This window comes from Capnocytophaga granulosa ATCC 51502 (assembly GCF_000411115.1).
Taxonomy (GTDB): Bacteria; Bacteroidota; Bacteroidia; order Flavobacteriales; family Flavobacteriaceae; genus Capnocytophaga; species Capnocytophaga granulosa.
Map to the genome: position 1 here is coordinate 220,102 of NZ_KE150255.1, position 26,985 is coordinate 247,086.

The 26,985-nt window shown below is 43.2% G+C and carries 25 protein-coding genes and 1 pseudogene; 8 read left to right on the top strand and 18 right to left on the bottom strand.

The features are described from left to right. Positions 1-12: 12 nt before the first annotated feature. A complete protein-coding gene (locus HMPREF9331_RS08530) occupies positions 13-1,671 on the top strand; it encodes an MBOAT family O-acyltransferase (RefSeq protein WP_040357288.1) in 1,659 nt (552 codons plus the stop codon). Positions 1,672-1,820: 149 nt separating this feature from the next. On the opposite strand, the gene HMPREF9331_RS08535 is transcribed toward HMPREF9331_RS08530, so the two are convergent. From HMPREF9331_RS08535 to HMPREF9331_RS08555, 5 genes are all read right to left on the bottom strand, one after another. Further along, positions 1,821-3,017, bottom strand: a complete 1,197-nt coding sequence (locus tag HMPREF9331_RS08535; RefSeq protein ID WP_016420565.1) for a glycoside hydrolase family 57 protein — start codon at positions 3,015-3,017, stop codon at positions 1,821-1,823. 95 nt (positions 3,018-3,112) lie between these two features. Further along, on the bottom strand, positions 3,113-4,402 hold the full coding sequence (locus HMPREF9331_RS08540; RefSeq protein ID WP_016420566.1) for a glycosyltransferase family 4 protein: 1,290 nt from the start codon (positions 4,400-4,402) through the stop codon (positions 3,113-3,115). Between the two features lie 7 nt (positions 4,403-4,409). After that, positions 4,410-6,374 (bottom strand): amylo-alpha-1,6-glucosidase, encoded by a 1,965-nt coding sequence (locus tag HMPREF9331_RS08545; protein WP_016420567.1) that lies wholly within the window; start codon positions 6,372-6,374, stop codon positions 4,410-4,412. A 57-nt stretch (positions 6,375-6,431) separates the two neighbouring features. Further along, the gene (locus HMPREF9331_RS08550) at positions 6,432-6,689 is read right to left on the bottom strand and encodes a hypothetical protein (protein WP_016420568.1); all 258 of its coding nucleotides are present in this window, start codon (positions 6,687-6,689) and stop codon (positions 6,432-6,434) included. Between the two features lie 13 nt (positions 6,690-6,702). Then, entirely contained in the window at positions 6,703-8,673 is a 1,971-nt protein-coding gene (locus tag HMPREF9331_RS08555; RefSeq protein WP_016420569.1) for an alpha-amylase family glycosyl hydrolase, read from the bottom strand. Between the two features lie 464 nt (positions 8,674-9,137). Here HMPREF9331_RS08555 and HMPREF9331_RS08560 point away from each other — a divergent pair, with 464 nt between their 5' ends. Beyond that, positions 9,138-11,381, top strand: coding sequence for a nitric-oxide reductase large subunit (locus tag HMPREF9331_RS08560; RefSeq protein WP_016420570.1), 2,244 nt, complete (start codon positions 9,138-9,140; stop codon positions 11,379-11,381). Positions 11,382-11,567: 186 nt separating this feature from the next. Here HMPREF9331_RS08560 and HMPREF9331_RS08565 read toward each other — a convergent pair whose 3' ends face one another. Continuing rightward, complete coding sequence (locus tag HMPREF9331_RS08565) at positions 11,568-13,328, bottom strand: alpha-amylase family glycosyl hydrolase (RefSeq protein WP_016420571.1); 1,761 nt, start codon at positions 13,326-13,328, stop codon at positions 11,568-11,570. 190 nt (positions 13,329-13,518) lie between these two features. Between HMPREF9331_RS08565 and HMPREF9331_RS08570 the strand changes: the two genes are divergently transcribed. Next, complete coding sequence (locus HMPREF9331_RS08570) at positions 13,519-14,274, top strand: superoxide dismutase (RefSeq protein WP_016420572.1); 756 nt, start codon at positions 13,519-13,521, stop codon at positions 14,272-14,274. 73 nt (positions 14,275-14,347) lie between these two features. On the opposite strand, the gene HMPREF9331_RS08575 is transcribed toward HMPREF9331_RS08570, so the two are convergent. The 9 genes and pseudogenes from HMPREF9331_RS08575 to HMPREF9331_RS08605 form a co-directional block, all read right to left on the bottom strand. Next, on the bottom strand, positions 14,348-15,016 hold the full coding sequence (locus HMPREF9331_RS08575) for a hypothetical protein (protein ID WP_016420573.1): 669 nt from the start codon (positions 15,014-15,016) through the stop codon (positions 14,348-14,350). A 131-nt stretch (positions 15,017-15,147) separates the two neighbouring features. Then, positions 15,148-16,446, bottom strand: a complete 1,299-nt coding sequence (gene sufD / locus HMPREF9331_RS08580; RefSeq protein ID WP_016420574.1) for a Fe-S cluster assembly protein SufD — start codon at positions 16,444-16,446, stop codon at positions 15,148-15,150. Positions 16,447-16,487: 41 nt separating this feature from the next. Further along, on the bottom strand, positions 16,488-17,225 hold the full coding sequence (sufC, locus tag HMPREF9331_RS08585; protein WP_016420575.1) for a Fe-S cluster assembly ATPase SufC: 738 nt from the start codon (positions 17,223-17,225) through the stop codon (positions 16,488-16,490). A gap of 164 nt (positions 17,226-17,389) precedes the next feature. Beyond that, positions 17,390-17,491 (bottom strand): annotated as a pseudogene (locus HMPREF9331_RS13215) (Uma2 family endonuclease); the annotation flags it as partial. A 14-nt stretch (positions 17,492-17,505) separates the two neighbouring features. After that, positions 17,506-18,558, bottom strand: a complete 1,053-nt coding sequence (locus tag HMPREF9331_RS08590; RefSeq protein ID WP_016420577.1) for a TdeIII family type II restriction endonuclease — start codon at positions 18,556-18,558, stop codon at positions 17,506-17,508. A gap of 1 nt (position 18,559) precedes the next feature. Next, entirely contained in the window at positions 18,560-20,146 is a 1,587-nt protein-coding gene (locus tag HMPREF9331_RS08595) for a DNA methyltransferase (protein ID WP_016420578.1), read from the bottom strand. Between the two features lie 101 nt (positions 20,147-20,247). Continuing rightward, a complete protein-coding gene (locus HMPREF9331_RS08600; protein ID WP_016420579.1) occupies positions 20,248-21,027 on the bottom strand; it encodes an SDR family NAD(P)-dependent oxidoreductase in 780 nt (259 codons plus the stop codon). A 12-nt stretch (positions 21,028-21,039) separates the two neighbouring features. Next, positions 21,040-21,195, bottom strand: a complete 156-nt coding sequence (locus HMPREF9331_RS12985) for a hypothetical protein (RefSeq protein ID WP_016420580.1) — start codon at positions 21,193-21,195, stop codon at positions 21,040-21,042. After that, positions 21,195-21,770 (bottom strand): Uma2 family endonuclease, encoded by a 576-nt coding sequence (locus tag HMPREF9331_RS08605; RefSeq protein WP_016420581.1) that lies wholly within the window; start codon positions 21,768-21,770, stop codon positions 21,195-21,197. Before HMPREF9331_RS08605 ends, HMPREF9331_RS12985 begins: the two co-directional genes overlap by 1 nt. A gap of 89 nt (positions 21,771-21,859) precedes the next feature. On the opposite strand from HMPREF9331_RS08605, the gene HMPREF9331_RS08610 reads away from it, so the two are divergent. Next, positions 21,860-22,315: a methyltransferase family protein gene (locus HMPREF9331_RS08610; RefSeq protein WP_016420582.1), complete on the top strand. Its 456-nt coding sequence runs from the start codon at positions 21,860-21,862 to the stop codon at positions 22,313-22,315. A gap of 54 nt (positions 22,316-22,369) precedes the next feature. On the opposite strand, the gene HMPREF9331_RS08615 is transcribed toward HMPREF9331_RS08610, so the two are convergent. The 3 genes from HMPREF9331_RS08615 to HMPREF9331_RS08625 all read right to left on the bottom strand — a co-directional run bounded on the left by HMPREF9331_RS08615 (position 22,370) and on the right by HMPREF9331_RS08625 (position 24,128). Beyond that, a complete protein-coding gene (locus HMPREF9331_RS08615) occupies positions 22,370-22,972 on the bottom strand; it encodes a PBECR3 domain-containing polyvalent protein (RefSeq protein ID WP_016420583.1) in 603 nt (200 codons plus the stop codon). 177 nt (positions 22,973-23,149) lie between these two features. Then, positions 23,150-23,857 (bottom strand): SMI1/KNR4 family protein, encoded by a 708-nt coding sequence (locus tag HMPREF9331_RS08620; protein WP_016420585.1) that lies wholly within the window; start codon positions 23,855-23,857, stop codon positions 23,150-23,152. A 1-nt stretch (position 23,858) separates the two neighbouring features. Then, positions 23,859-24,128: a hypothetical protein gene (locus HMPREF9331_RS08625; protein ID WP_016420586.1), complete on the bottom strand. Its 270-nt coding sequence runs from the start codon at positions 24,126-24,128 to the stop codon at positions 23,859-23,861. A gap of 404 nt (positions 24,129-24,532) precedes the next feature. On the opposite strand from HMPREF9331_RS08625, the gene HMPREF9331_RS08630 reads away from it, so the two are divergent. The 4 genes from HMPREF9331_RS08630 (at position 24,533) to HMPREF9331_RS08645 (ending at position 26,983) form a co-directional block, all read left to right on the top strand. Next, on the top strand, positions 24,533-25,444 hold the full coding sequence (locus tag HMPREF9331_RS08630; protein ID WP_016420587.1) for a ribonuclease Z: 912 nt from the start codon (positions 24,533-24,535) through the stop codon (positions 25,442-25,444). Between the two features lie 72 nt (positions 25,445-25,516). Continuing rightward, positions 25,517-25,960 (top strand): hypothetical protein, encoded by a 444-nt coding sequence (locus HMPREF9331_RS08635; protein ID WP_016420588.1) that lies wholly within the window; start codon positions 25,517-25,519, stop codon positions 25,958-25,960. A gap of 2 nt (positions 25,961-25,962) precedes the next feature. After that, a complete protein-coding gene (locus HMPREF9331_RS08640) occupies positions 25,963-26,445 on the top strand; it encodes a regulatory protein RecX (RefSeq protein WP_016420589.1) in 483 nt (160 codons plus the stop codon). Continuing rightward, positions 26,435-26,983, top strand: coding sequence for a TatD family hydrolase (locus HMPREF9331_RS08645; RefSeq protein WP_016420590.1), 549 nt, complete (start codon positions 26,435-26,437; stop codon positions 26,981-26,983). Before HMPREF9331_RS08640 ends, HMPREF9331_RS08645 begins: the two co-directional genes overlap by 11 nt. Positions 26,984-26,985 lie beyond the last annotated feature (2 nt).

Genomic DNA, 26,985 nt, shown 5'->3' on the forward strand with positions numbered 1-26,985 from the left:
AGCAAGCAGAGAATGGAATGGATATACGATCTTTTTGAATTTTCCAAAAAATACCCAATGGATTTTACCCAAATGGGTTTTTGGGTATTTTTCTTCATCGTATATACAGGTTTTGCTTTTGTCTATAAGCGCCTTTTTGTCCGCAATCTCTTTCTGTTCTTAGTCAGTTGTTTTTTCTATTACAAGACTAGTGGACTGTTCGTCATGCTCTTGTTATTCAGCACTGTAACCGATTTTTACTTCGGTCGCCAGATAGACAGAAGTGAACATGAGGGGAGGCGAAAACTCTTTGTTACGCTGAGTGTTACGCTAAACCTACTGGTGCTGAGCTACTTCAAGTATGCGTACTTCTTCACTGATTCCTACAACACTATTTTCCATACTGACCATAAGGTGTTTAACTACTTAGCTTATTGGGGCAATGGCTTTCATAACAAGGGCTATTTCTCGGTAGATGAGATTGTGCTCCCAGTGGGGATTTCCTTCTATACTTTCCAGACTATTAGTTATACAGTAGATATCTATAGGCGCAAACTCAAGTCACTGGATTCTATCTTGGATTTTGGGCTGTATGTAACCTTTTTCCCCCAACTCGTGGCAGGGCCTATTGTACGTGCGGAGGAGTTTGTCCCCCAGATTCTGCGCCCTACTCAAATCACCCAAGCCGATTTCAACAAGGCCACTTACTTTATATTCAAGGGACTGATTAAAAAGATGCTCTTTGCCAACTTTATCGCGACGGAGTTCTTAGATAGGGTCTTTGAGATGCCAACTATGTATTCGGGTTTCACCAACCTTATGGCGCTAGTGGGCTATTCTCTGCAAGTCTATGGGGATTTTGCTGGCTATACCGATATAGCCATAGGGCTGGCGCTACTTATGGGCTTTGAGCTACCACGTAACTTCAATTCGCCATATAAGGCCATCAATACAGGAGATTTCTGGAAGCGCTGGCATATCTCTCTCTCCACTTGGCTAAAGGACTATCTGTACATTCCTTTGGGAGGAAATCGCACAGGCTCTTGGGCGTCGGTGGCGATCTCCTTGTTGCTAATCTCAGTAGCCCTCATTGGGGTTGGTAATCCCTATTTCTCACTCATTGTAGGGGTATTGCTCTTAGGAGGCACGCTTTTGGCCATGAAGAATGAGCGTTTTCAGCACTATATCTCGACCAATATCAACCTGATGCTCACTATGGTACTGGGAGGGTTATGGCATGGCGCCTCGTGGAAGTTTATCCTATGGGGAGGAATTAATGGTTTAGGTATTGTCTTCTACAAACTCTGGCGTAAGATAAGCCCGTATGAGTATTCTACCCATTGGTTGGCACATTTCTGGAAAGTCTTTTCCACTTTTATGTTTATCGTCTTTGTACGTCTTTATTTCCGTGGAGAGGACATAGAGCGTATCAACCAATTCTACAGTCAGTTATGGAACAACATGGACTGGGGCAGCAGCGGACAGGTATTATGGTACTTTCGTGATGCCTTCGCGGTTATGGTACTAGGCTATGTAGTACACTGGCTTCCCCAATCACTCAAGGATAAAATAGAGAATGCCTACTACCAAAGTCCTATCTGGGTAAAAGTCCTTATCGCAGTAGTGGCAGCTGTTATCTGCTATCAGACTTTCTCGAACGAATCACCAGCGTTTATTTACTTCCAATTTTAGTAGTTAGTCGTAGGGGCAAATGGCAATTCGCCCATGAAAGAGAGCAAATAGCAATTCGCCCATGAAAGAGAGTAGATGACTTCCTTGATGGGCGAATTACCTTCCTTGATGGGCGAATTGCCATTCGCCCCTACATGTGTGTTATCAAATCACTTTTTTAGTGCTTTATCCACCTCCAGCGTAAAATCACTTAGCACATTCATATAATTGATATAAGCATCATAAGGAGAAGAGTAAGGTGATACTTTCTTGAGGCGTTGTTCTATAGGGATAAACTTGGTACTCATATAGTTAAAGTGGTTACTACACTGCAAGCGGCTATAGGTACGCAATAAGGCCTCATCGCCTGTAGCCTCAACCTTGGTACTTAGTCCAAAAAGTTCTTCAAAAGCATCCTCCTGCAATTCATTACCAAGCCATGAGGTAATATCTCGCTCTTCGTCTGTCCAAGAAATAGGATTAGGCACATAAATAGCTTCCTTCGGAACGAAAGTGGCCACTACTTCCTTAGGTGTTAGGAAGGCATATTGAGGATCGTCCAATACATATTGAGGCAGATAACGCAAGAAATCAAAGATTCCAGAATCAGGCGTATTGTACTTACCAAAAGCCTGATAGTGCATAAAGAGATTCACCACATCGCTATCGCGGAGGCTATCCTTAAGCCAATGGGCATACTTCTCGGCAGTAAGCGGATACTCATTCCAATCCTTTGAAGAGAAGCGCAAGGAAATATCATCGCTGAGCTTGGCATTCTTGAGCAAGATTTTTATTTTGGTATCACTGGGGTGATGATGTACAAAATTAGGGTTACGCCAGCCCAAAATATGCTTAGCTCCCTCGGTGAGTATATTGCGGAAGCCCAAGCGAGCGATACGCTCCCCTATGCTATCGGAATAGATCAGGGAGGTGTTGCGGAAAGTTACAGGTGTCTGTCCGAAGAGTTCTTCTATACGCTGAATATGGCGCTTGACATCCCGCTCGAACTCAGTAGTATCACTTGAAAGGGAAGAGAGGGAGTGTGCATAAGGCTCACAGAGGAACTCCACTTTTCCTGTTTTGGCCAAGGCCTGGAAACTATGGATTACCTCTGGGGCATGTAGCTCCAAGAGTTCTATAGCACTACCTGAGATGGAGAAAGCCACCTTGAACCTGCCTTTGTAGCGATCAATTAGCTCCAAGAGAAGCTCATTGGCAGGCAAGTAGCAATCCCGTGCCAACTGTTCTATCTCGGTACGATTGCGATAATAGTCAAAATAATCATGTTGCTTCCCTATATCAAAGAAATGATATTGGCGAAGCTGTTCGGGGTGATGAACTTCAAAATAGAAACATATTGCTTTCATGGTTTATTATTTATTTTTAAGGAGGCAAAGCCTATAAGTGAAAAGACACCTCCAAATATACGACTTTTTCTTTGTTTTACCAAATAAATGAGCTATTAATATAACACTTGTTGGTAAATATTTTTGAGCTTACTGGCAGCAAACTCCCACTTTAGGGTATTGACTTCGGCTAAGCCTTCTCTTTTGAGTGAATCGGAGAGTTTTGGATAGGCAATAAGGCCATAGATAGCATCGGCCAAAGCGTTCACGTCCCAATAATCTACCTTGATAGCATGCTCCAATACCTCCGATACGCCTGACTGCTTGGAGATTATGGTAGGCACGCCACAGCGCATCGCCTCCAAGGGAGAGATACCGAAAGGCTCGGACACCGAAGGCATCACATACACATCACTGTAGCGGAACATACGCTGTACATCGTCCCCACGCAAGAAGCCTGTAAAGTGAAAATGCCCACCGAGTTTCAGTTGCGCCACACGCCTTACCGAAGGGGTCATCTTGTCCCCATTACCTGCCATCACAAAGTGTACATCAGGACATCTCTTATGCACCTTAGCGGCAGCTTCTATAAAGTATTCAGGGCCTTTCTGTAGGGTGATACGACCTAAGAAAGTAACAATCTTTTGATTAAGGGCACGAGGAGGGAGGTCTAGATCATCGTCAGAGAAGTCTACCGCATTGTGCACGGTACTGACCTTATCGGCAGGGATACCATATTTTTCTATAACAATATTGCGTGTCCAATCACTTACGGTAATCACATGATCTGCCCCTTCCATACCTTTCTTTTCTATATCATAGACGATGGTATTGCGGTTGTATTCGCCCCCACGGTCGTACTCAGTTGCATGTACATGCACCACCAATGGCTTGCCACTGATATGCTTGGCAATAAGCCCTGCCTGATAGGTGAGCCAGTCATGTGCATGTATGATATCAAAATCATACTTGCTAGCCACGGTTCCTGCTACCAAGGCATAACGATAGACTTCCTCCAAGAGGTTATCCCCATACTTCCCTGAGAAATTAAAGGTATTGTGGCTGTTATGGGTCGTATATTTATGTCGGTTCTGTTCCTCTTGCCAGTAGGAGGCGAAGACCTCTGGAGAGAGGTAAGGGCGCAAGGAAGAACCAATTTCCATGAACTGGATATGCTCTAAATAATCATCGGAAAGGGTATAGGGTTGGAGCATTTCCTCCTGGCTAGCATTGATTATTTTTGCCGCTTCGGGGTCTTCATCTCCTGAGGCTTTAGGCATTACAAAGAGTACTTCCACGTCATTCTTCGCTAAGCCCTTGGTAAGTCCAAGGCAGGCGGTTCCCAAGCCTCCACTTATATGAGGGGGGAACTCCCAGCCGAACATAAGTACTTTCAACTTTTTCATAAGGGTATTATTTTTTGGGTGAATTTTCCTTTTTATAACTATTCATCAGATAGGCTGCCCGCACAATCTCAGCCACATTGCGTGCCTGAGAGATACAGCCATGCCCTGAATAGGGCGGGTTACCGTCATAGAACTCGGAGAGCAGGCCTATGCCGTAGTTTTTCATATCTTCGCTGTCTTTGGAGAGGAGTTCCTCTGCCTTGGGTACAAAGTCAGCTCCGTAGAGCTTCAGGCAACTTTCTATATAGAAACTCAAAAGCCATGTGTGCGTTCCTCCCTGATAGATAGCCTCTTCCTGCTCACCCATAGAGCCTTCGCAACGTCCGCGATAGTGCTTGTCATCGGGAGCTAAGGTGCGCAAGCCGCGTTCTGTCAAGAGCTTATCCTCTACCAAATCCACAATCTGTTTCTTTTGTGCCTCCTTCAGTGGGCTGTAATCCAATGCACAAGTGATGAGTTGGTTAGGACGTACCGAAAGGTCTTGCCTATTCTGATCCACATTGTCGGCCAAGTAACCCAAGCGTTCGTTCCAGAAAGTGGAAAGGAAGTTCTTAGCAATCTCGACTGGATAGTCCTTCCATGACGCTATGAAATCATTGTCTTTAGCCGCCTCAGCCAAGGCTAGTGCATAGCATACAGCATTGTACCACAAGGCATTGACTTCCACCACATAGCCATTGCGCTCTAGCACAGGCTTACCTGCTATGGTGCCATTCATCCAAGTGAGGGGGCGGTAGTAGTGCTGGTTATAGATGAGCTTATTCTCCTGCATGCTTACCTGCGGGAAGGTGCGACCATCACGATAGGCCTCCAAGACCTGGGTGAGCGCAGTTGCATACTTCTCCCACAAAAGTTTTTTAGGTACTTTAGCCCAGCGTTCGTACTGCTGAAGTGTCCAAAAGAACCACAAGGAGCCATCGGAATTGAACTCTGGGGCAGCATGGCTACTGATAAGGCGAGGGAAAAGTCCGCCCTTTTGGTAACCTAACATGGAGGTAATCACCTTATCAAAGAGCTCCACTTTGTCCGTAGCAATAGCAATTCCTGGCAAAGAGAGGAAGGTATTACGCCCATAGGAGAGATGCCAAGGGTATCCTGCCTTGATACGGGTCTCATTGAGCTTTTCAATAACAAACTGATGGGCTGCATATTGCAGGCAGTGTTCAAAGCTATCACGTGGGGCACGCTTCTGGGCTGCCTTATCAAAATCCTCTAGCAGCTCACTGTATTTCTCCTCGGTAGTGGAGGCAGAAAAAACCAAAGGCTTGTTCAGGGCAAGGTTCAGTTCGAATTCGCCTGGGACGAGCAAATCCTCCTGATAGTCCCCTCCACGAGCTCTGTCCTTACTATACTGTATATTCTTGTACCAATGAGGGTCATGCCTGTAGCTCTGTTCCTCGCTCAGCTGCATATATAAGGTAGGGAAACCCTCGTAGAGTTTCATAGCCATCCCTTGAGGCACACGCTTATAGTGGGTATCGGCCACTGGATTTTCCTTGCATAGCTCATGAATATCTCGGAAAGCTAAGAAGGGTTTTAGTCTTAGGCGTACCGATGCAGGCCCTGAGAGCAACGTATAGCGAATGAGTACCTGTGGCTGCTTATGGAGCATCATAATGTCTTTCCTCAGACTCACCCCTGCTACCTGATAGGTAATGGAATAATACTTATTCAACTCGGATTCTACAATATACTTATGACCCTTAGGGGAAAAGGTATCGGGATATTCATGGATACTAAAGTTGAACTCCTTGTCATTGACAATGACTGTCTCGTCCAAGGAGGAGAGCAATAAGTGGTTACGTCCCTTGAAATTATCTATAGGAACTACGAGAAGTCCGTGATAACGACTCGTATTACAAAAATTGAGGGTAGTGGAGAGGTATCCCCCTTCTCGGTTGGTACCGAGAAACTCCCTCTGTAAGGCAAATTCTAAATTCACCAAATCACGCTGCTTGAAACTTAGAGACATTAGATTAATTGTTAATGGTTAATGGTTAATTATTAATTACTGACTTCTGACCTCTGACTACTGAACAGAACTCCAGTTATAGACCCCATTGATAAAGCCTCTCTTTATGGCATCATCTCCGTAATAGCCCATCATCAGGTATCTTTCCCCTTGGGTAAGCTCCCACCAGCTACCTGCATTCACCCTATAGAAATAGGACTCGCCCTTATAGGTAAGCTCGCCCTCTACTATAGAGGGATAGACATCTTTTTGCTTCGGAGAAACACGCTCGCAAGCAAACAAACACACTAAAAGGACAACAATAGGAGGTTTCATTGTTTTTCACTATTCATTTTTCACTTTTCAGTACGATTCCTATACGAGGCGGTATATAGAGAGAAATCAGGTTTTTCTGCGCTATATATTGGGTAAAGTGTTCCGTTTGCTCATTAATCAAGCCTTGTCCGCCAAAGTTAGTGTTGTCGGTGCAAAGCACATAGGTATATTTGCCTGCGGCTACCTCAAAATGATAATTCACAAAGGCCTTATCAGGGTTAAAGCTAAAGACAAACAGATAGCCACCGCGCTCAAAAGCCAAGAGCTGTCGTTCTATATCACGTACCAATACATGAGGCTCATAGTCCAAAAGGCGAGACTGCTTTACAAAATGAATCATCGCTCGGTCAAAGGCATTGAGATATTTGAATTTCAAAGAACTATCGTCCAAGAGACTCCACATACGGCGGGCATGGGCATAGCTCCAGCCATTACCCTCGCGGGGAAAATCAATCCATTCGGGGTGCCCCCATTCGTTGCCCATAAAGTTCAGGTAGCCCCCACCAGCAGTGGCTATGGTCAAAAGACGTATCATCTTGTGCAAAGCCATAGCGCGGTCTATCACAAGACTATGGTCAAAGACACTCATTCCTGTATAGATTTCCTTGTCCGTCAAGCGGAAGAAAATCGTCTTATCCCCCACCAAGGCCTGGTCGTGGCTCTCGGCATAGCTTATGGTATGTTCTTCTGCGCGTTTGTTCGTTAGCTCGTAATAGATATCCCCTACATGCCACTGCTCATCAGGGACGTCCTCCAAGAGCTTAATCCAGTAGTCGGGAATCCCCATACTCATCTTATAATCAAAACCTAAGCCCCCTTCCCTTATAGGAGAAGCCAGCCCCGGCATACCACTCATCTCCTCGGCTATAGTGAGCGCCCCAGGATAGACCTCATGTACTACCTGATTGGCCAAGGTCAAATAGGTGAGTGCATCGGTATCCTCATTGCCATCATAATAAAAACTATATTCAGTAAAGGCCTTACCCAATCCATGGTCGTAATAAATCATACTGGTTACCCCATCGAAACGGAAACCATCAAACTGGTATTCCTCTAACCAATACTTACAATTGGAGAGCAAAAAGTTCAACACCTGTCCTTTGCCATAGTCAAAACAACGAGAGTTCCATGCTGGGTGTTGTCCCCGCTCGCCACTATGAAAATAAAGGTAATCTGTACCATCAAAATGACTAAGCCCTTCGGCCTCATTGCTCACCGAGTGCGAATGTACTATATCCAAAATCACTCGTATACCCAAGCCATGCGCTGTATCTATCAACTCTTTAAGCTCCTCTGGGGTACCAAAGCGTGAACTTACAGCAAAGAAATTGGACACTTGATAACCGAATGACCCATAATAAGGGTGCTCCTGTATGGCCATCAGCTGTAAGACATTGTAACCCAGCTGAGCGATGCGTGGCAGTACAAAAAGTCGAAACTCCACAAAGGTACTTACCTTCTGCTGTTCGGTAGCCATACCTATATGTGCCTCGTATATTAGCGGCGCTGCTCCTGCTTCAGGACGTGGGTGTTGCCACTGATAGGGCGCAGGCTGCCATACTTGTGCGGTGAAGACCTTGGTATAAGGATCCTGTACCGCCCTTGTGGTATGTGAGGGTAAGCGCTCTCCACTCCCTCCTGGCCATTCTACCAAAAGCTTGTACAAAGTGCCATGGGAAAGTTCCTCTTCGGGTAGAGATAGCTCCCAATTTTCCCCGTCAATTTTCTTAAAGGCATAACGCGAATTTCTCTGCCAGCTATTCCCGTCAAAGAGCAGGTATATAGCGGTAGCATTGGGCGCCCATTCCCTAAGGAGCCACTGCTCCTGACTGAGGTGCAGTCCGTAATAGAGGTGAGAGTTACAATTGTCCGCCAAGCGAGGTGCATTTCCTTGCAGCATACGCGCTTTTTCTTGGCACAAACGATGTCTTTCCTCTATAATCCCCTTATAAGGAAGTAAAAGAGAATCACTATCATACAGCATGGCAAAAGCTTTTATGATTTAGGTTGTAAAAATAATAAAAAGAATCGATACTAAGTCACAAGAATTTGTTATTTTTATCGGGATAAATTTTTTATTTTAACTAAAAGAAGAAAGCAGTGGTTAGTGACTAATGATTAATGATTAATGACTAATGATTACTAGTATTAATCATTAATCAACGCCCTCAAATTTACGTTTTCCTACAGAAAAAAGCAAGAAAAAAGAAAAGAAATTTATCGATTCATTCCAATTCTTCTAAAAAACAATAATTTATACCAATCTTTTAAGAGACGCAATGGATTACACCCATTTTCTAAGACGCAATAGATTACACCAATTTTCTAAGAGACAATAAATTGCGTATCTAACCACTGACCACTAACCACTGTTGAAAAAAAATCTCAAGAAGTATTTCAAAAGATAAAAATATCTTTTTATCTTTGCGGCCGCTAAAAATAAATTATATGACCGCTAAAAAATTGTGGATTTGGCTGGGAGCAACGGTAGCTGCCTCGTTCTTAGTGCTGATCTTCTACGGAACAGAAATCTACCGTACAGCACCTGACTTCCCAACCAAGATTGTAACAACTGATGGACAAGTTCTCTATGAGGGACAGGACATCAAGGACGGCCAAAATGTATGGCAGTCCATGGGAGGACAGACCGTGGGCAGTATCTGGGGACATGGTGCCTATATCGCACCTGACTGGAACGCCGATTACCTACACCGCGAATCCCTAATCCTACTTGACTTGCTCGCCCAAAAGGACGGCAAGCACTACCAAGACCTTTCCGACGAGGAACAGGCCAAATACCAAGTACAACTCAAAAAAGAGTTGCGTACCAACACCTTTGATGAGAAGACTGGTGTGATTACCTTCTCTGCTGAAAGAGCCGAAGCAAGCCGACAAATGGCCGCTTACTATACGAAGCTCTTTATGGACGATCCTTCTATGGATGCTACTCGTAAGAGCTATGCCATTCCTCGCAATGCTATCAAAGACCCTCATCGCATGCAGCAGATGAATGCTTTCTTCACCTGGAGCACTTGGGTATGTAGTACCAACCGCCCTGGGGAACAGGTGAGTTATACCAATAACTGGCCGTACGATCCCCTAGTGGGTAACGTAGCCTCGACCTCCTTACAGATGTGGTCTGGCTTTAGCGTGCTGATGCTCCTCTTCGGAGTGGGTATCTTGGTCTTCTACCATGCTTACAACAAGGAAGACGAAGAGAGTGAACACCTCCCTGCACAAGATCCTATGCGTGAGATGAAGCCAACTCCTTCTATGCGAGCTACCCTCAAGTATATCTGGATTGTTTCCCTACTGATCCTCGTACAGATGCTCGCTGGAGTTATCACCGCTCACTATGGAGTGGAAGGCGAAGGCTTCTTCGGTATTCCGCTTGATTTGATACTACCTCAGGCTATTTCGCGAAGCTGGCATGTGCAGCTGGCCATCTTCTGGATTGCTACCTCTTGGCTGGCTACTGGCTTGTATATTGCCCCAGCAGTATCAGGACACGAACCCAAAGGACAGAAATTAGGGGTAAATATCCTCTTTATCGCCTTGCTGATTGTTGTATTAGGTTCCTTAGCTGGACAATGGTTTGGTGTGATGCAAAAGTTGGGCTTAGTGGAAAACTTCTACTTTGGACACCAAGGCTATGAGTACTTGGAGTTAGGCCGCTTCTGGCAGATTTTACTGTTTGTGGGGCTTTTCCTTTGGCTTTTCCTTATGGTAAGAGCACTTATTCCTGCCCTCAAACGCAAAGACGAGAGCCGACATCTCTTACTGCTTTTCGTACTTTCTTCCGTAGCTATCGCTGCCTTCTATGGGGCAGGACTTATGTATGGCAGACAAACACATATGGCTGTAGCTGAATACTGGCGCTGGTGGGTGGTACACCTCTGGGTAGAAGGGTTCTTTGAGGTATTCGCTACTGTAGTAGCGGCTTTCCTCTTCTCTCGCTTAGGTCTGTTGCGTATCAAGGTAGCCAGTGTATCAGTACTTTTCTCTACTATTGTCTTTTTGGCAGGGGGTATCTTAGGTACGTTTCACCACTTGTATTTCAGTGCTACTCCTACAGGGGTATTAGCCTTGGGAGCTACCTTCAGCGCTATGGAGATTGTTCCTTTGGTACTGATCGGTTTTGAAGCCTACCATAATTACAAGCTATCACGCACTACCCCATGGATCAAGGCGTATAAGTGGCCTATATACTGCTTTATTGCCATGTGTTTCTGGAACTTCTTGGGGGCTGGTATCTTCGGCTTTGCGATCAATCCTCCGATTGCCCTCTACTATATCCAAGGGCTAAACACCACTGCGGTTCACGGCCATGCTGCCCTCTTCGGGGTATATGGTATATTGGGTATTGGCTTAATTCTCTTTGTTCTTAGAGGACTCTACCCAGAACGCCACTGGAATGACCGCCTTATAGGTTGGGCGTTTTGGCTCATCAATATCGGTCTTTTGGTGATGATTTGCGTGAGTATCTTGCCTATTGGTATCATGCAAGCGGTGGAATCGATTCGCCATGGCTACTGGTCTGCCCGTTCGGTAGAGTTTATGCAAACCGACCTTATGCAGACTATTCGCTGGTTACGCGTCTCAGGCGACTTGCTTTTGGCCTTCGGTGAATTACTCCTTGTCTATTTCATCATCGGGCTGAAAACAGGTTGGTCTTTAAAAGAGGAACGATAATAATATAGTGACTAGTGACTAATGACTAATGACTAATGACTAGTGACTAGTGACTAGTGATTAATGACCAATGACAATGTCCTAATAGGATTTGTCATTGGTCATTTTTTTATTCACTTTTCACTCTTCGCTATTCACTCTTCACTCTTCACTTTCCGCTTTTCACTATTCACTTTTCACTATTCACTATTTTTTCTCTTCTAGTTTAAAAAACAGCGTCTGCAAGGGAGCTATATCCACACGCATATGCCCATAGTTACCTTCGCGATGAAAGTGGGTCTGTACCTCCCCATAGAGTTTGTCCACAAGGGGATAGCTACCATTGGGCAAATCCCATGTGGAGAGCAGCTCAGGAGGTACTTGTAGCTCAAAGCCAAAACCATCATGCTTGCTGAAGTTGGCTATGATAAGCCACTTGGTATGGGCAGTTTCCCTGACAAAGCTGTATACCTTATCATTATAATAAGGTGTATGTTCCCTATTATAGCCATGTATGTAACGGAAAGCACCTTCCACAGGGAGAGAGAGCAATCGGCAATAATAGTCCCTTAGGGCTACCTCTTCGGGGGTGAGTGCGCCCCCATCATAGCGCTTGCCGTTGACCCAACGCTGGAAAGCTGGCACTCCTATATAATCAAAGATAGAGGTACGGGTAGGCGAGCCAAAGCCTGCTTGCTCTCGTGCTGCCTCCCCTACTTCTTGTCCGAAGTAGACCATTACAGAAGCCTCATTCAGGTGGGCACTCACAGCCATAGCTGGTAGGCCATAGTGTGGATTGTGAGCAAACCCATCGCTGGCAATACGCTGCTCATCATGATTTTCCATGAAATGAAGCATCTGAGGCCAAATATCGGTAAGGGGTGCCTGTACTTGGTCTATCCTATCGGTGGAATGTTCATAGCAGATGATATCCCGCAACGTATCATACAGACCTACCTTATTATAGAGCGCATCCATCTTACCTATATGCAGGTAATCGCGGTAGCTATCAGGGTTGTAGATCTCAGCCATAAGGAAAGCGTCCGGACGCCTGCTCTTGATATAGGAGTTCAGGTAGCTCCAGAACTCCACGGGCACCATCTCAGCCATATCGTACCTAAAGCCATCTACCCCTAAGGAGAGCCAAAAAGAAACAATCTCCTTGAACTTGCGCCATGTACTAGGCACTACCCTACTACGCCAAAAGGCATAGTGCGCCCCTACGTCCCAGTGAGCTACCTCCAGCGGTAAGCTGTCGAAATCCTTATGCCCATCGGGGGCTACTCCATAGTTGAGCTTAATGGTCTCGTACCAGTCGGTCAGAGCAGGGCTACTGCTACGGCTATTGCCTGTCCATTTGGCAGGGTACTCCTTATAAGGGGTCAGCAATAGCGCCCTTAGGGCGGGCTCCTCTGGCAAATAACCCACTGTAGTGGTAGGCAAGGTAAGGCTTTCTCCTACATTGTAATAGAAGTTATTATCTTGCGTATATTCCACTTGCGTATTGTCCTGTACTCCAAAGTCCTCGACCCCCTTGGGGTTACTGATGGAGTGGTAGCAGCGTGCCACATGATTGGGCACCATATCTATGACCACCTTCATTCCATGCTGGTGAATACGCTCTACAAGAGCTACAAACTCCTCCAAACGCCGTGTAGGGTCGTCGGCCAAGTCGGGATTGACATTATAAGAATCCTTGATTGCATAGGGAGATCCTGCACGTCCCTTGACCAAATAAGGGATATCATTGGGCACCCCTATGGCTGTATAATCCCCGACCAAAGCATGATGGAGCACCCCTGTCAGCCAAATATGGGTAGTACCTAACTGCTTAATACCTTCTAAAGCTGCATCGGTAAAGTCGGAAAACTTCCCTACGCCATTTTCTTCCTTTGTCCCATAGGGGACATTACGCGTACAGGTATTGCCAAAGAGGCGTACCAGTACTTGATAGACAATCGTTTTCAATTGTTAATGGTTAATAGTTAGTGGTTAGTGATTAGCCATTTAGCTAAAATCCTATAACCTTTATTCCTTAAATTCTAAAACTCAAAACTTTTTTACTTTTTACCTTTTACTTTTTACATAAAAGTTGTATCTTTGCCCCGTACTTCTAACCCAACCCAAATTATTTTCCCCTTACTTAATCCATTACAACATGAAAAGATTTATTCTACCAGGGGTATTGGCTGCGGTTGCTTCCTGCCACTGCCCAAAGACAGCACAATCGGCTGCTCAAGAAACTGTAAAACAATCAGTTGCTCAAGAGAATTGGGGCAATCCCGCCGATGTAAAAGCCCAAGGCAAATTCCAACTCTCTGGTCTTGCTTATGGTTATAGCGACTTAGAACCTTATATAGACGGGCGCACCATGTCTATCCACTATTCTAAGCACTATTTGGGTTATACCAACAACCTAAACAAGGCCATTGCGGGTACTGCCCTTGAGAGTCAAAGCATAGAGCAAATCCTCTCTTCCCTTGACCTGAACAACAAAGCCGTACGCAACAACGCAGGAGGGTACTACAACCACACCCTATTTTGGGAAGTGATGACCCCCAAGAAAACCGCCCCACAAGGCAAGCTCTTAGAGCAAATCAACGCTGACTTCGGTTCGTTTGAGAACTTCAAAAACCAGTTTGCCGATGCTGCTGCTAAGCAATTTGGTTCAGGTTGGGCATGGCTTGTAGTAGGAAAAGACGGCAAGCTACACATAGGTGATACTCCTAATCAGGACAACCCACTAATGCCTAATATGCCTATACAAGGCACTCCTATCCTAGCCCTAGACGTATGGGAACACGCTTATTACCTAAAATACCAAAACCAACGTCCTAAATACATTGATGCTTTCTTCAATGTAATCAACTGGGACAAAGTAGCGGAAAAGTTCGAAAACGCGAGACGCCAATAACTAGAGACTAATGACAAGTGACTAGTGACTAATGACAGGCGACTAATATCATGATAGGATTTGTCACTAGTCGTTAGTCATTAGTCATTATTTTTGTTTCCACATAAGCTCCTTCAGGTACTTGGTTGATAATGGCCTCACGATAGCCCTGCCATAAGTATCCTCCCGGCAACCACAGTTCATTGACGCCCTCTTCATTACCTGTAGGCATTCTTAGGTGAAAATCCGTGGGACAAAGCACATCTATACGAGAGAGTTCTCTCCCTGCCCACTTACCATGTGGTATCCCTAAGGCTGCTTCTATCTTCTCTACAGATCCATTGGCCTGTTCTAATAAACAATCCATCTGCTCCTTAGGAATCACAAACTGACAGTTATCTGGGCGGCCTATGAGCGCTCTCCCATATTTGTCCAAAATATCCTTGGGCACTATATAAGAGGCTCCCTGTACAAAACTTCCTAAATGCACTGCTATATAATTGGGACAGAGATAGGAAGCCGGCTTAGGACGCTTTCCCTTACTCATTTTCATAAGTATAGCACTATCTGTCCCTTGCTGATAATGTACCCGCTGGCATGTCTCCCACGAATCAGGAGCCAAAAACACCGCCTTGCAATCCTCTATTCGGCTAAAGACAAAGGAGTTTCTCACCGCTTCCCTCCATAGGAGTTCCTGCTGTGCGTAGAGTTTCCCTACAAACAAAAGGGAAATAAAGAGTATTTTCTTTAAAACTGATTTCATATCATCTTTGTAGGCCCTACAAAATTACGTTTTTTCTTTCAAATAACCTCATTTTTTAATAAAAAAAACTCCTGTGGATTATACTATTTATTCCACAGGAGCTAAAATCTATTTTTAGTGAAGACATTTGACTAAAAATCAACTTTGACATCTAATTTCTCAGCGATGATCTTATTGATATAGTCTGAGAGTGCGGGTATCTTGACGCTCTCCAATACTGTATTGGCAAAGGCATAGGTAAGCAGGGCAGCGGCTTCCTTCTTCCCAATCCCTCGTGTCTGTAAGTAAAACAGTGAATCAGGACTAAGTGAACCCACGGTACAGCCATGAGAGCACTTCACATCATCGGCAAAGATTTCCAATTGGGGTTTGGTATATACAGTTGCCTTTTCTGAAAGTAAAATATTGTCATTCTGCTGGTAAGCATTCGTTTTCTGAGCAATCTGCTCAACCATGATTTTCCCATTGAAAACATTGGTTGCCTCCCCATCTACAATACTCTTATAGTCCTGATGGCTCTCACAATTAGGGTGCGCATGGTTCACCAAGGTATAATGATCGGTATGTTGCTGACCTTCGAGTATACTCAATCCCTTGAGTGTAGATTCCAAGTATTCCCCATGGTGATAGAAATTCAAGTTGTTACGGGTGAGTGTTCCTCCAAAAGAGAAGGTATGTACACTGGCATGGCTCTGCCCCTCTTGAGAGATATAAGTATTGTCTATCAGGGAGGCTTGGAGCACATCATTCTGCAATTTGTAGTAGTCCAAATGTGCCTCTTTGGCTACAAATACTTCTGTTACGGCATTGGTCAATACCTGTGCTTGGGAGAGGTTGTGGTGCATCTCAATCACCTTCAGCTCTGCTCGTTCCCCTACCGAGATGATATTACGAGGCTGGAAACAAGTAGGTGTACCCACATCGCTCAAGTATAATAGCTGAATGGGCTTTTCCACAACCTTGCCCTTGGGTACTTCTATATACACCCCCTCGGCGGCATAAGCTGTATTAAGGGCAGTAAAGACATCACCTTTCTCGGTAGCTGCATTAAAATATCTGCCCACAAAGTCAGCTCCTCCCTTGTGCAAAGCCTCCAACAGCGGCGTTACGGTAAAGTCGGCCACAGCGGCATCGGACATCTCAGAGCTAAAGAAGCCATTGACAAAGACCAAGAGATGGCTACCCTCTATCCTATAAGGGTGCAGGGCCTCTGCCGCTAGTGTCTTTTTAGCATGGGTAGGTTGCCACAACGTGTAGTCAGTGGCTTGTACTCCCTCAAGGGAAGTATACTTCCATGCCTCTATCTTCTTATGAGGAAAGCCATTAGAAGCAAAGAAGCGCAAAGCCTCTTGGCGGATGTCCTTTAGTATATCGTCCTTGTGAGGAAACTGCGCAAAGGCTGCTTCCCATTTGTCTTTTAAATTAGTCATTAGTTGTTCGTAATTAGTCGTTAGTCACTTGTCATTAGTCACTATTTAAGCCAATCATATCCTTTTTCTTCCAACTCCAAGGCGAGGTGTTTGTCCCCTGTTTTCACGATTTTACCATCGGAAAGCACATGAACATAGTCAGGGACAATGTAGTCCAAAAGGCGTTGGTAGTGGGTGATAACGATCACAGCGTTGTCCTTATTCTTGAGTTTGTTCACACCATTGGCCACAATGCGCAGCGCATCTATATCCAAGCCTGAATCCGTCTCGTCAAGGATTGCAATTTTAGGCTCTAGCATAGCCATTTGGAAGATTTCGTTGCGCTTCTTCTCCCCTCCAGAGAAACCTTGGTTAAGGGAGCGTGCCAAAAAGTCTGGGTTGATTTCCAAGAGAGCAGCTTTTTCACGTATCTTCTTAAGGAGTTCGCCAGCGGACATCTCAGGCAGTCCTTGTGCCTTGCGGCTCTCGTTGATTGCCGTTTTGATAAAGTTGGTTACTGATATACCAGGTATTTCCACGGGATACTGAAACGACATAAAGATACCCTTATGTGCACGCTCTTCAGGGGCATCCTCCAAAAGGCTTTCCCCGTTGAGGATCACATCCCCTTGAGTTACCTCAAAGTTCTCATTGCCTGCAATTACGGAAGAGAGCGTAGATTTGCCTGCTCCGTTAGGCCCCATAATTGCATGTACTTCACCTGCTTTCACTTCTAAGTTGATTCCTTTAAGGATTTCCTTACCATCCACACCCGCGTGGAGATCTTTTATTATTAACATTCTTGATAATTTTATAGGTTGTTATATTTTCTGATTTTTAGTTCTCTGAAAAAATATCGTCTGTGCTTATCTCAAGCATAGGGAACTTTTCTGATGGGATATTTCCTTCTACTATATTCATAGGATTCAAATACTTACCGTCCTTAAGCACATAGACCAATACATTTAAAGATCTCTACCCGTTCCTTGAACTTCCACAACAGATAGTCCGCATACGAATACACCCCATAGAGAGGATCTAACTGATTGATATTAGTGATTTCCATTAGTTATTGGTTTTCTAAGGGATCAAACTCTTTAGTATATAATATCTTTCATAATTGTAAATCCCCTGAGCATTAAAAATACTTTGGTTATAGTATTTTGTCCATACTTTATTCTCTTGAATACGTCCTTTTATGAGAGTATCATTCTCTATAAGCAAAAGTTCTGAAAACAAATACCAATCCTTAAGTTGTTTTCTATATGCTTCTTTTCCTCTGTTGTTTTCATTTACTAGAAAATAGAATTTGGTTAGAAATTCTGGAGTGGAAATAGCATTAATAATCTCCAAAATTTGCTCCATTGTATGATTTTCTCCTGAAAGAAAATCCCATAACTCACTGGAGAGCAGCACCTCTTCCTTTGCAAAGTACTTTGACATATTGACTATAGAATCAAAGAACCTATCTTTGTCATAGGATGTAGGTGTGTTTGGATCTTCTGTTGGGTCAAAAGGGAATCCTATATAAAACCTTATCTGCTTATCAGGAAATAACTTATGTAAAACCGCCTTCCCTTCCAGAATCTTTTGTTTCTCTCCTCGCATCTCTCCTGCATTAGGCCTTACAGACTTGAGTTCAATAGCAGTAATAGTGCCCCTCTCATGGATAAACACATCTGCTGAAAAGTCTATAGCCTTTGTCTGAGGCGTATGCTCTTCTTGAAAAAGCATACTATTTTCTCTTGCAAGGTCAGGTAGTTGCTGACTATTACTCAATTCTGTAATAATCTGAGAGATACTATCCTTTTGTCCTCGTGTGATATATTGACTTCCTAAACGCTTTCCTGTATATTCTCTTTTTTCTCCATTGGAGAGATGATGAGCTATATTTTCAAAGAACTGCTGGCCTAAGGTAGTATTCAAGCCATGTAACCAACTACTCAATGTTATAAAGAAAGGTATACTAGGAACCTTTCCTTTAAGCTCTTCTGCGAAAGCATTCAAAAAAGCCTCATGAAAAGGAGCATTTCTATTCACAGAAGTATCTTCTGGAAACTTATCAAATCTGTTTATAAGTGTTTTGATTACCTCTGTTGCTATTCTTTCTTTTTGAATATTTGATAAAGTCATTTTACTTTTCTTTCAAATGAAATATAATCTCAGCATACGCACCTTTGTCTTTTTCAGTACGGTTCAGCACAGGGCGTTTGTATTGGTTTACAATTCGCATTCCTGCTCGCTCGGCTATTTCGGGGTATAAGCCATATTTGTCATTAGCTACTAAAAACACGTCATAATCATCAGCTAAGAAGCGTTTGCTATTGGTCAGTACTTCAGCAATACCAGCCACATACATACGTTTGGCTTCCTGCCCTTGTCCCTTGTAAAGGGGGCCTATTTCTTTATCATCATTACGCTCAAAACCAAATAGGTCGTAAGCGTATGCGTGTTGTTCGTGATAATCAATCAGCCCTACATAAGGAGGTGATGAGAAAATACCTTTTATTTGCTGCTTTCTTGCCAAAGCAGCAAACTCAGGATCCTTATGCTCCAATGCCTCAAAGATATCAATGGTACGACTGTCACCTTGCAAACATTTCTGGTAGGTATCAGTACGCAATTCTTTAAATTGTTGTAACCGCTTGATCGTATCTTTGACATAAGTCTCCCACCATTTTAAGATTGAAAATAGCGGCTTACACACCTTACCATGCTTGGCACAATAGTAAGTAGTTGTTATGGGTTCTATTAGGGTCGCTAAATCGGCGTGAGTGGTAGCTCGACAACTGCGAATCGTCCTACTCAATATAAGTGTAATAATACACTTAGTTGCTGGGTTTTGTATTGCTTTGATTTTTTCAAATACAAAATCAATCTCTTCGCGCACATGTTGTATATACCACTTGTCTAAAAACGTATCGGCTTTAGCTTGTTTTAGCTGAATATGATATTTCTCTACAAGAGCTTGATAGATAGGTAAAAATTGTTGCTCTTTCTCAGCACCATATACTTTGCCATCTATCTCTTTGCGCTGTAAGCGATATTTATAATCGGGTACAGGGAAGTACTCTTTATTAAAATTATTGAGTGCTTCGGTGAGTTCCGCATCAAAAGCAAGTATTTGTTTCTCTGCTAGAAAAGCCCTCAGTACATCTGTAATGCGTTGGCATTGCTGATACACATCTATCAAATCATAATGACCTACTTTAGCATTGCCTATCAGTGCATTGAAAGCCGATATATCTACCCCAATGGCATGTATACCCAACTCTGAGGCTTGTACCATAGTGGTACCACTACCCGAAAAGGGATCAAGTACTATATCTCCTGCCTTAAAAAAGACCTCCTTTTTAAAGTAATCTGTATGGGTATCTAAAAAATATTCTACTAATTGTGGAATAAACTTACCCTTATAAGGATGCAAACGGTGTACATGTTTGGTAGTTTCTGCCTCTTTGTATTGTTCAAATGATAAATCCCAATTCAGATCCTCTCCCAATATTTCCTTCCACTGTTTCTGACGACTGCCTCCCAAAGCATCATAATAAGCCTTGAGTTCGTCCTTATCTATTTGGGTAACCCCATCATTTTCATATCTTTTGACCTTACCATACTGCACTAAATAGGAAATATTGGAGGAAGTAACATTCTTGCCCATATATTGCGTCGCCCACTGTGAGGCCTGCTGAAGCGTAAAGTATTGATTAGGACCTAACATAATGCCGTCTTTCTTTCCATAGTTTTATTTCAAGGTGCAAAGATACATCATTTCTTTTTGCTTTCCAAGAAAAAGACGATTTTATCTCTTATAATAATTAACTACTCTTTATACACATGCAAAGCATCGGCTTGGTGCAGTGGTGTTACAGTAATATCGGTAATCTGCACTTTATCGGGTAGATTGACGATATAGGCAATAGTATCGGCGATATCTTCAGCATAAAGGGGCGTGATGCCTTTATAGACATTATCGGCTTTCTCGGTATCGCCTTTGAAACGCACCTTGCTGAAATTAGTCTCTACCAAACCAGGTTTTACGGTCGTTATCTTTATTTTTTTATCCATTAGCTCTATACGCATGGCATCGCTAAGAGCTTTTACAGCAAACTTGGTCGCACAATAGATACTGCCATTGGGGTAGGCTATTTCCCCCGCTACCGACCCAATGTTCACGATCGTACCCACTTTGTCTGTGGCGAGCATGAGCGGAATCACACTATTGGCTACATAAGTAAATCCTTTGATGTTGGTATCAATCATCTGGTCGGCATCTTCCATGGCGTAGGTGTGCAGAGGTTGTAGTCCTATGGCTAAGCCTGCATTGTTGATGAGAATCTCAATATATCGCCATTTTTCAGGCAAAGACTGAATGTTTTTGGCTACCTCTTGGTAATGTCTCACATCAAATACCAAGGTGAAGACCTCCACAGCATATTCTTTCTCTAATTGGTCTTTCAGCTGTGCCAATACCTCCACACGGCGTGCACAGAGAATAAGGTTTGCACCCATTTGTGCCAGTTTTTCGGCTACTGCTCTGCCTATCCCACTGCTGGCACCTGAGATAAAAGCAATTTTTCCTTTGATACAATTTGTGTTCATATTGTTTAGCTATTAAAGATTGATTATCAATTCTATCCTAACATCAGGAGTGCCTTCACTTTGGGCATCCCAAAAGGCTTCATAGTCTTCCAAGCGTTTTAGTACAAGCGGGTACCGCTTTTCTGCTGTCGCAAAATCAGGGCGTAGTTCTTTTCTTAGGGTATTCATTATTCTTCAAAAATTTTATGGGCTGGAAAGCGCAAATCGGGATAGGTAACCGATTGCACTTCGTCGGTTTCTAAAATAGGGGAAAGAGCTATATAGTTACCCTCACGATATAGGTAGATTTGTACCGTTTTATAGTAAGGGTCTACTACCCAATATTCAGGTACGCCCTGCTCCTGATAGAGGTCAAACTTCAGCTTGGTATCGTTGTATTGAGTGCCTCGCGAAAGTATCTCAATGATGAGATTAGGTGCTCCTTCGCAGCCTCGCTGGGTGAGTTTCTGTCGGTCGCATATCACACAAATATCAGGCTGTACAACCGACTCCTTACCGTCTGCACTTTTGAAGAACACATCAAAGGGAGCGGAATAAATCTTACATTTTTGTCCCTTAAAAAAAGGTATTAGTAGCTCGTTTAGGTTGGTAGAGATTTCTTGGTGAAACCTTGCTGGTGCTGGGCTCATTGCAAATATTTTCCCCTTGAAGAGCTGTATTTTCTCTTTGAGCTTCCAGAGCAGATAATCGGCATAGGTGTAAGTGCCCAAAGGGTCTAACTGATTGATATGTGTAATTTCCATAGCTTTAAAAGTAAGGTTTTAGGACACAAAGATAAGGATAATTTGCTAATTGCCAAAATATCACTACCTTTGCCCTTAGAAAATAGAAAATGAAAAATCTAGAACTTAAAATCCCTCCTGTTGGAGTATGGCTTATCTGTGCCTTGACAATGTGGGGAATTGCTCGTTTATTGCCTTTTGGTGCATTACCTCACTTACCTGCACTAGCTATAGCTGTTGCAGGGATAGGTGTGGGAGTTGGATTGGCTGCGCTTTGGAGCTTTCGTAAAGCCCGCACTACTGTCAATCCTCTTGATCCATCACAAGCTACTCATTTCGTTTCTGAAGGTGTGTACCAACTGAGCCGTAACCCTATGTACGTAGGCTTGGCTTGCTGTTTACTCGCTTGGGCAATATGGCTCTCTTATCTTTTAACTTGGATAGGAATCCCACTATTCATAGCCTATATGACACGCTTCCAAATCATTCCAGAAGAGCGCACCCTTAGACTGAAATTTGGCAAAGAATACGAAAACTATTGCTTGAAAGTACGCCGATGGTTGTGAATTTTAAATTGCCAAATTAGCAATTTGACTAATAAACAAATTTTGAGATTTCAATTAGAAATCTTTGGAGAATTCCAAAAAGTGTTGTACCTTTGTCCCCGAAGATGAGTTAAAGTCATAGACTCGCTGGGCTAATAACCCAGATGCGTTATCGGACGTGTTGAGTAAGGACTTTAACTCATCTTCTATTATTTTATCATCTGACTTGATACTATTATACATTGTTTTTAGTCGTAATTTATTATTCTTACTTCCAAATATTTCAACAATCACAGTTGTATTATCTTCTTTCTTTTTTAAGAATAAGTAGGTTTCTGCTTGATGTTTCTTAATGTATCCTAAAGAAATAATCTTATCTGGATTATCCAATATATCTACTATAGCCTCTATTTCTACATCTGTAAGAGGGTTACCCTGATGAGTAGCTTTTTCATTTTCTTTGTAATGTCTATCGAAAATGTGTTTTAATTCAGAGGGATTAATAGCAACATAAGCAATTTGATATCTAAATTGAATAGCTGAAATGGTCTTCAATATCTCCATTGCATTAGGAGTTAATGTTGCAATTAAGTAATCTTTAGCAACTACTTCGTTATTTTTCACCTTGTTGAATAGACTTAGTATAAATCCTTTAGCCTTGTCTTTTAAAGTTTTCATAATTACAATTGTTTTTAATATTTCAGCAAATAAAAGCCCCATATCATATTGCTAAACTCTCCTGCTACAAAGCTATGTACCTCGCCTTCTACTGCTTCGGTCATATTATTAATTTGTCAATTTAGTTAATTAGCTCTATAATTTCATCTTTACCAAGGTTTATAACTGCCCGTCGTACTACGACTCGTCATCATCATCGTCGTAGGAAGTGTAATCCCATTCCAAGCCAAAGTTTTCCATAGCGTCTAAAAGAGTATCAAATAACTCTTGTTGAGTGCTGCCTATAAAAATAGCAGTGGCTCGGTTTGTAGTTTGATGTATGGCAAGGGTAATGACTATTTTAAAGTTCGCATCGGTGAAGGTGCGTTGCCCTTCCCAACTGAGGGAGGTAAGCTCAGTATATTGTTTTTCTATATAAGCAACAGCTTCTGTGGAGACTTCAAAGCCTTCCATATCCAAACCGCCCATTGCATTAGCGTTGTAAGGCAAGCCTCCCATCACACCATTGTAAATAGCCATGTACAACCAAAAGTCGGAGAGATTTTTGGTTTCTTGTATCCAATTGGGGTCGGTTTCGGAGCTGTAATTACCCCAAACGGGAGGGTTAGGGTTGTTTAAATCTTCTTTTCGAATTGCCCACATTACCACTCCTTGGTTTTCTTCACAAAAGCATAAGTAATCCCCTGCAAAATACAATTGCTGAGGTGTAGCCAATGAGTTATAGGATTGGTTTACACTTTTGGTTGCCCCTAACTCTAAGTAATACGCTCGGAACTCTTCAGGCAAGGTGATGAGTAAGCGTTTTTCAGCTTTTAATAGCTGTGTTTCCGAGAAGCCTTTACAGTCCTCTGGTGTGAGATTGTATAGTTTTTTGATGTTGTCCATATCAATATTTTAACAAATAAAATCCCCATATCATATTGCTAAACTCCCCTGCTACAAAGCTGTGTGTTTCGCCATTTATCACTACTTTATAAAGACAAAAAGACCTTTCAACGTGATAGAGAGGGTCTGTTACTTTTACATATTCCCCCGTTTCTTGCCATTTGTAGGCAAAGATATTTACGCCAAAGAGTGTTACCTCACCTTCTATTCCTGATGTTTCAAACTGCCACATTTTTTGCTTGAATAATTTCATACTAAAAATACGAATCAATAGTTAAAATGTTAATCACTAACTTTCTAAGACGCAATAAATTGCGTCTCTACGCATACGCTGGCTAAGACAACTCCTGATGAGCGTAGTCCTTTGTAGAGACGCAATTTATTGCGTCTTAATGAATTGGACTATACAATTGTTTTTTTACTATTGATTCGCGTTAAAAATAATCATTAACATGAGTGTGATATAATAAAAGTGCTCACAGTTGGGTCTGTGAAACACAGATTTTACAGATTTTCTATTGTCGAACTCTCGTTATATCAGCATTGCAAAGATACGATTTTAAAACAATTGTTTGTTTGCTTTTTTTGTTGTATTTTTGCAAGGTCAAAGAATTATTACGAAGTCTTTGCCCTTTGGCTTTTATATTCGTATCTTTGCAGAGAATTTTAAAACTAATGAAATTAACTACATTAGGCTGTCATAGTGCATCCCCGAGGGATAAGGCACGTACCACTGCCCAGCTCTTGGAGATGCGAGGGCATCTCTTCCTTATTGACTGTGGGGAAGGAACACAAATGGCTCTGAGACAATCAGGGGCTAAGTTCGCCCGTATCAAGCATATCTTCATCTCCCACCTCCATGGTGATCATTTCTACGGATTGGCGGGGCTGATTTCTACTTTCCAGCTACAAGGCAGGGAGGCTGAACTACATATCCATGCCCCTAAGGGTGCCAAAGAGGCCATGCTGCTACTGCTGAAAGTCAGTGGCGCTCATATGGTCTTCCCCTTGTACTTCCATGAGCTGGAGAGCAAGGAAAGCGAAGTTATCTTTGAGGACGATAAGCTCTCGGTCACTACCATTCCCCTTGACCATCGTATCTATGCCAATGGCTTTTTGTTCAAAGAGAAAAACAAGGAACGCAAGCTCAATGCTGATGCTGTACAAGAATATGGTATCGACGTTTGCTATTATCAGAATATCAAGAATGGTAGGGACATTATTTTAGATACAGGGGAGTGTATCCCCAATGAAGTACTGAGCTTCCCGCCTGCTCCTGCACAGAGCTATGCCTTTTGTAGTGATACCGCCTATTTGCCTAAGATCATACCACTGATTGAGGGGGTACAAGTACTCTATCACGAGAGCACCTTCCTTGAGGATAACCGTGCTTTGGCTGAGAAAACCAAGCACTCCACCGCTCTTGAAGCAGCCAAAATCGCTAAAGCCGCTAATGTACAAACCCTTATCTTAGGCCACTACTCCTCTCGCTATAAGGACAAACGGGTTTTCCAAGAAGAAGCCCAAACGATTTTCCCTAATACGCTACTGAGCGAAGACGGGAAAGAATTCTACTTTAGTGAATAACGAATAGTGATTAGTGATTAGTGACTAAAAACTTAAAACTTAAAACTCAAAACTTAAAACTCAAAACTGAATATGTTATATCAACTACTGAAAACCACCCACTCACTGACTGCTTATATTGTCTTGGTAGTGCTTTGCTTTGCTGTAATCAATGCCGCTTTAGGTGTATGGCAAAAACGTAAATATGAGAAAAAGGACTTGCGTATCAACTTGTTTGCTCTTATATTCACACACCTACAGGTTACCTTAGGGCTTATCCTCTATTTTGTAACCCCTCTTTTCCAAAGCTGGTCGGCTATGGGGGCAGGCGTGATGAAGGACGCTTACCTGAGAAAGATGCTAGTGGAGCACCCCTTCGGTATTGTGGCGGTAACCCTTATTACTATTGGCTGGTCTCTACACAAAAAGCAGAAAACTGATACAGGTGCTTTCAAGCGTATCCTTATTTTCTATAGTATAGGATTACTGCTTATTTTAGGTGTATTGCCTTGGAAAACGTGGATGGCTGCCTTTTGATCATGAGCGAAACGGTAAAAACTTATACGGTAGAGGAAGCCAAGAGGCGTATGGAGCGCTATTGTGCCTATCAGGAACGTTGCCACAAAGAGGTCGTCACTAAGCTCCGACAGATGCGTATGATTCCCGAAGCGATAGATGTTATTGTAGCGTACCTTATTGAGGAAAATTTCCTCAATGAGGAACGCTTTGCTCGTAGCTATGCCAGAGGCAAATTCCGTTTCAAAAAGTGGGGACGCGTACGTATCACCCGCGAGCTGAAGTTTCGCGAGATCTCCCGCTACAATATAGCTTGTGCTATGGAGGAGATAGAGGACGATTATCAAGAGGTATTTGATACCTTGGCAGAGAAAAAGGCCGACACTATCACTGAGAAGAATATCCAGAAAGCACGCCGCAAGCTCGCTGACTACCTGCTCTACAAGGGCTGGGAGTCCTCCATGGTGTACGAAAAGGCAGTAGAACTCTTTCCCTATGACGATTAATCCTCTTTTCCCCTATCCTAACGTACATACCCATAAGGCAAAAAATAGTCAGGAGGTACAGAACTGCTTCCCTGAAGACACTTACGATGCGGGCGTATTCTCGGTAGGTATTCACCCCTGTTATATCAGTGGAGATGGCCAAGAGCAATGGGCGCAAGTACTTGAGCGTGCCACTCATCCGCTCTGTGTTGCCATAGGCGAATGCGGCTTGGACAAGCGTGCTGCTACGCCTTTGCCCGAGCAGATAGCACTCTTTGAGCAACATATCGCTTTGGCCGAGCAGCTACATAAGCCGCTGATTATCCATTGTGTCAAGAGCTACGGGGAGCTTATCGGTTTGCGTAAGAAGAGTGGCGCCACAGGCCTGTGGATTCTCCATGGCTTTCACAAGAGTGAAGCCCTTGCTCATGAGCTATTAAAGGTAGGCATCAAGCTCTCTTTCAACATAACCCTATTGCATGACCCTCGCCTGAAACACTTAGTTGAGACGCTCCCCCGTGAGGATTTTTTCTTTGAAACAGACGAAAACAATGACTAATC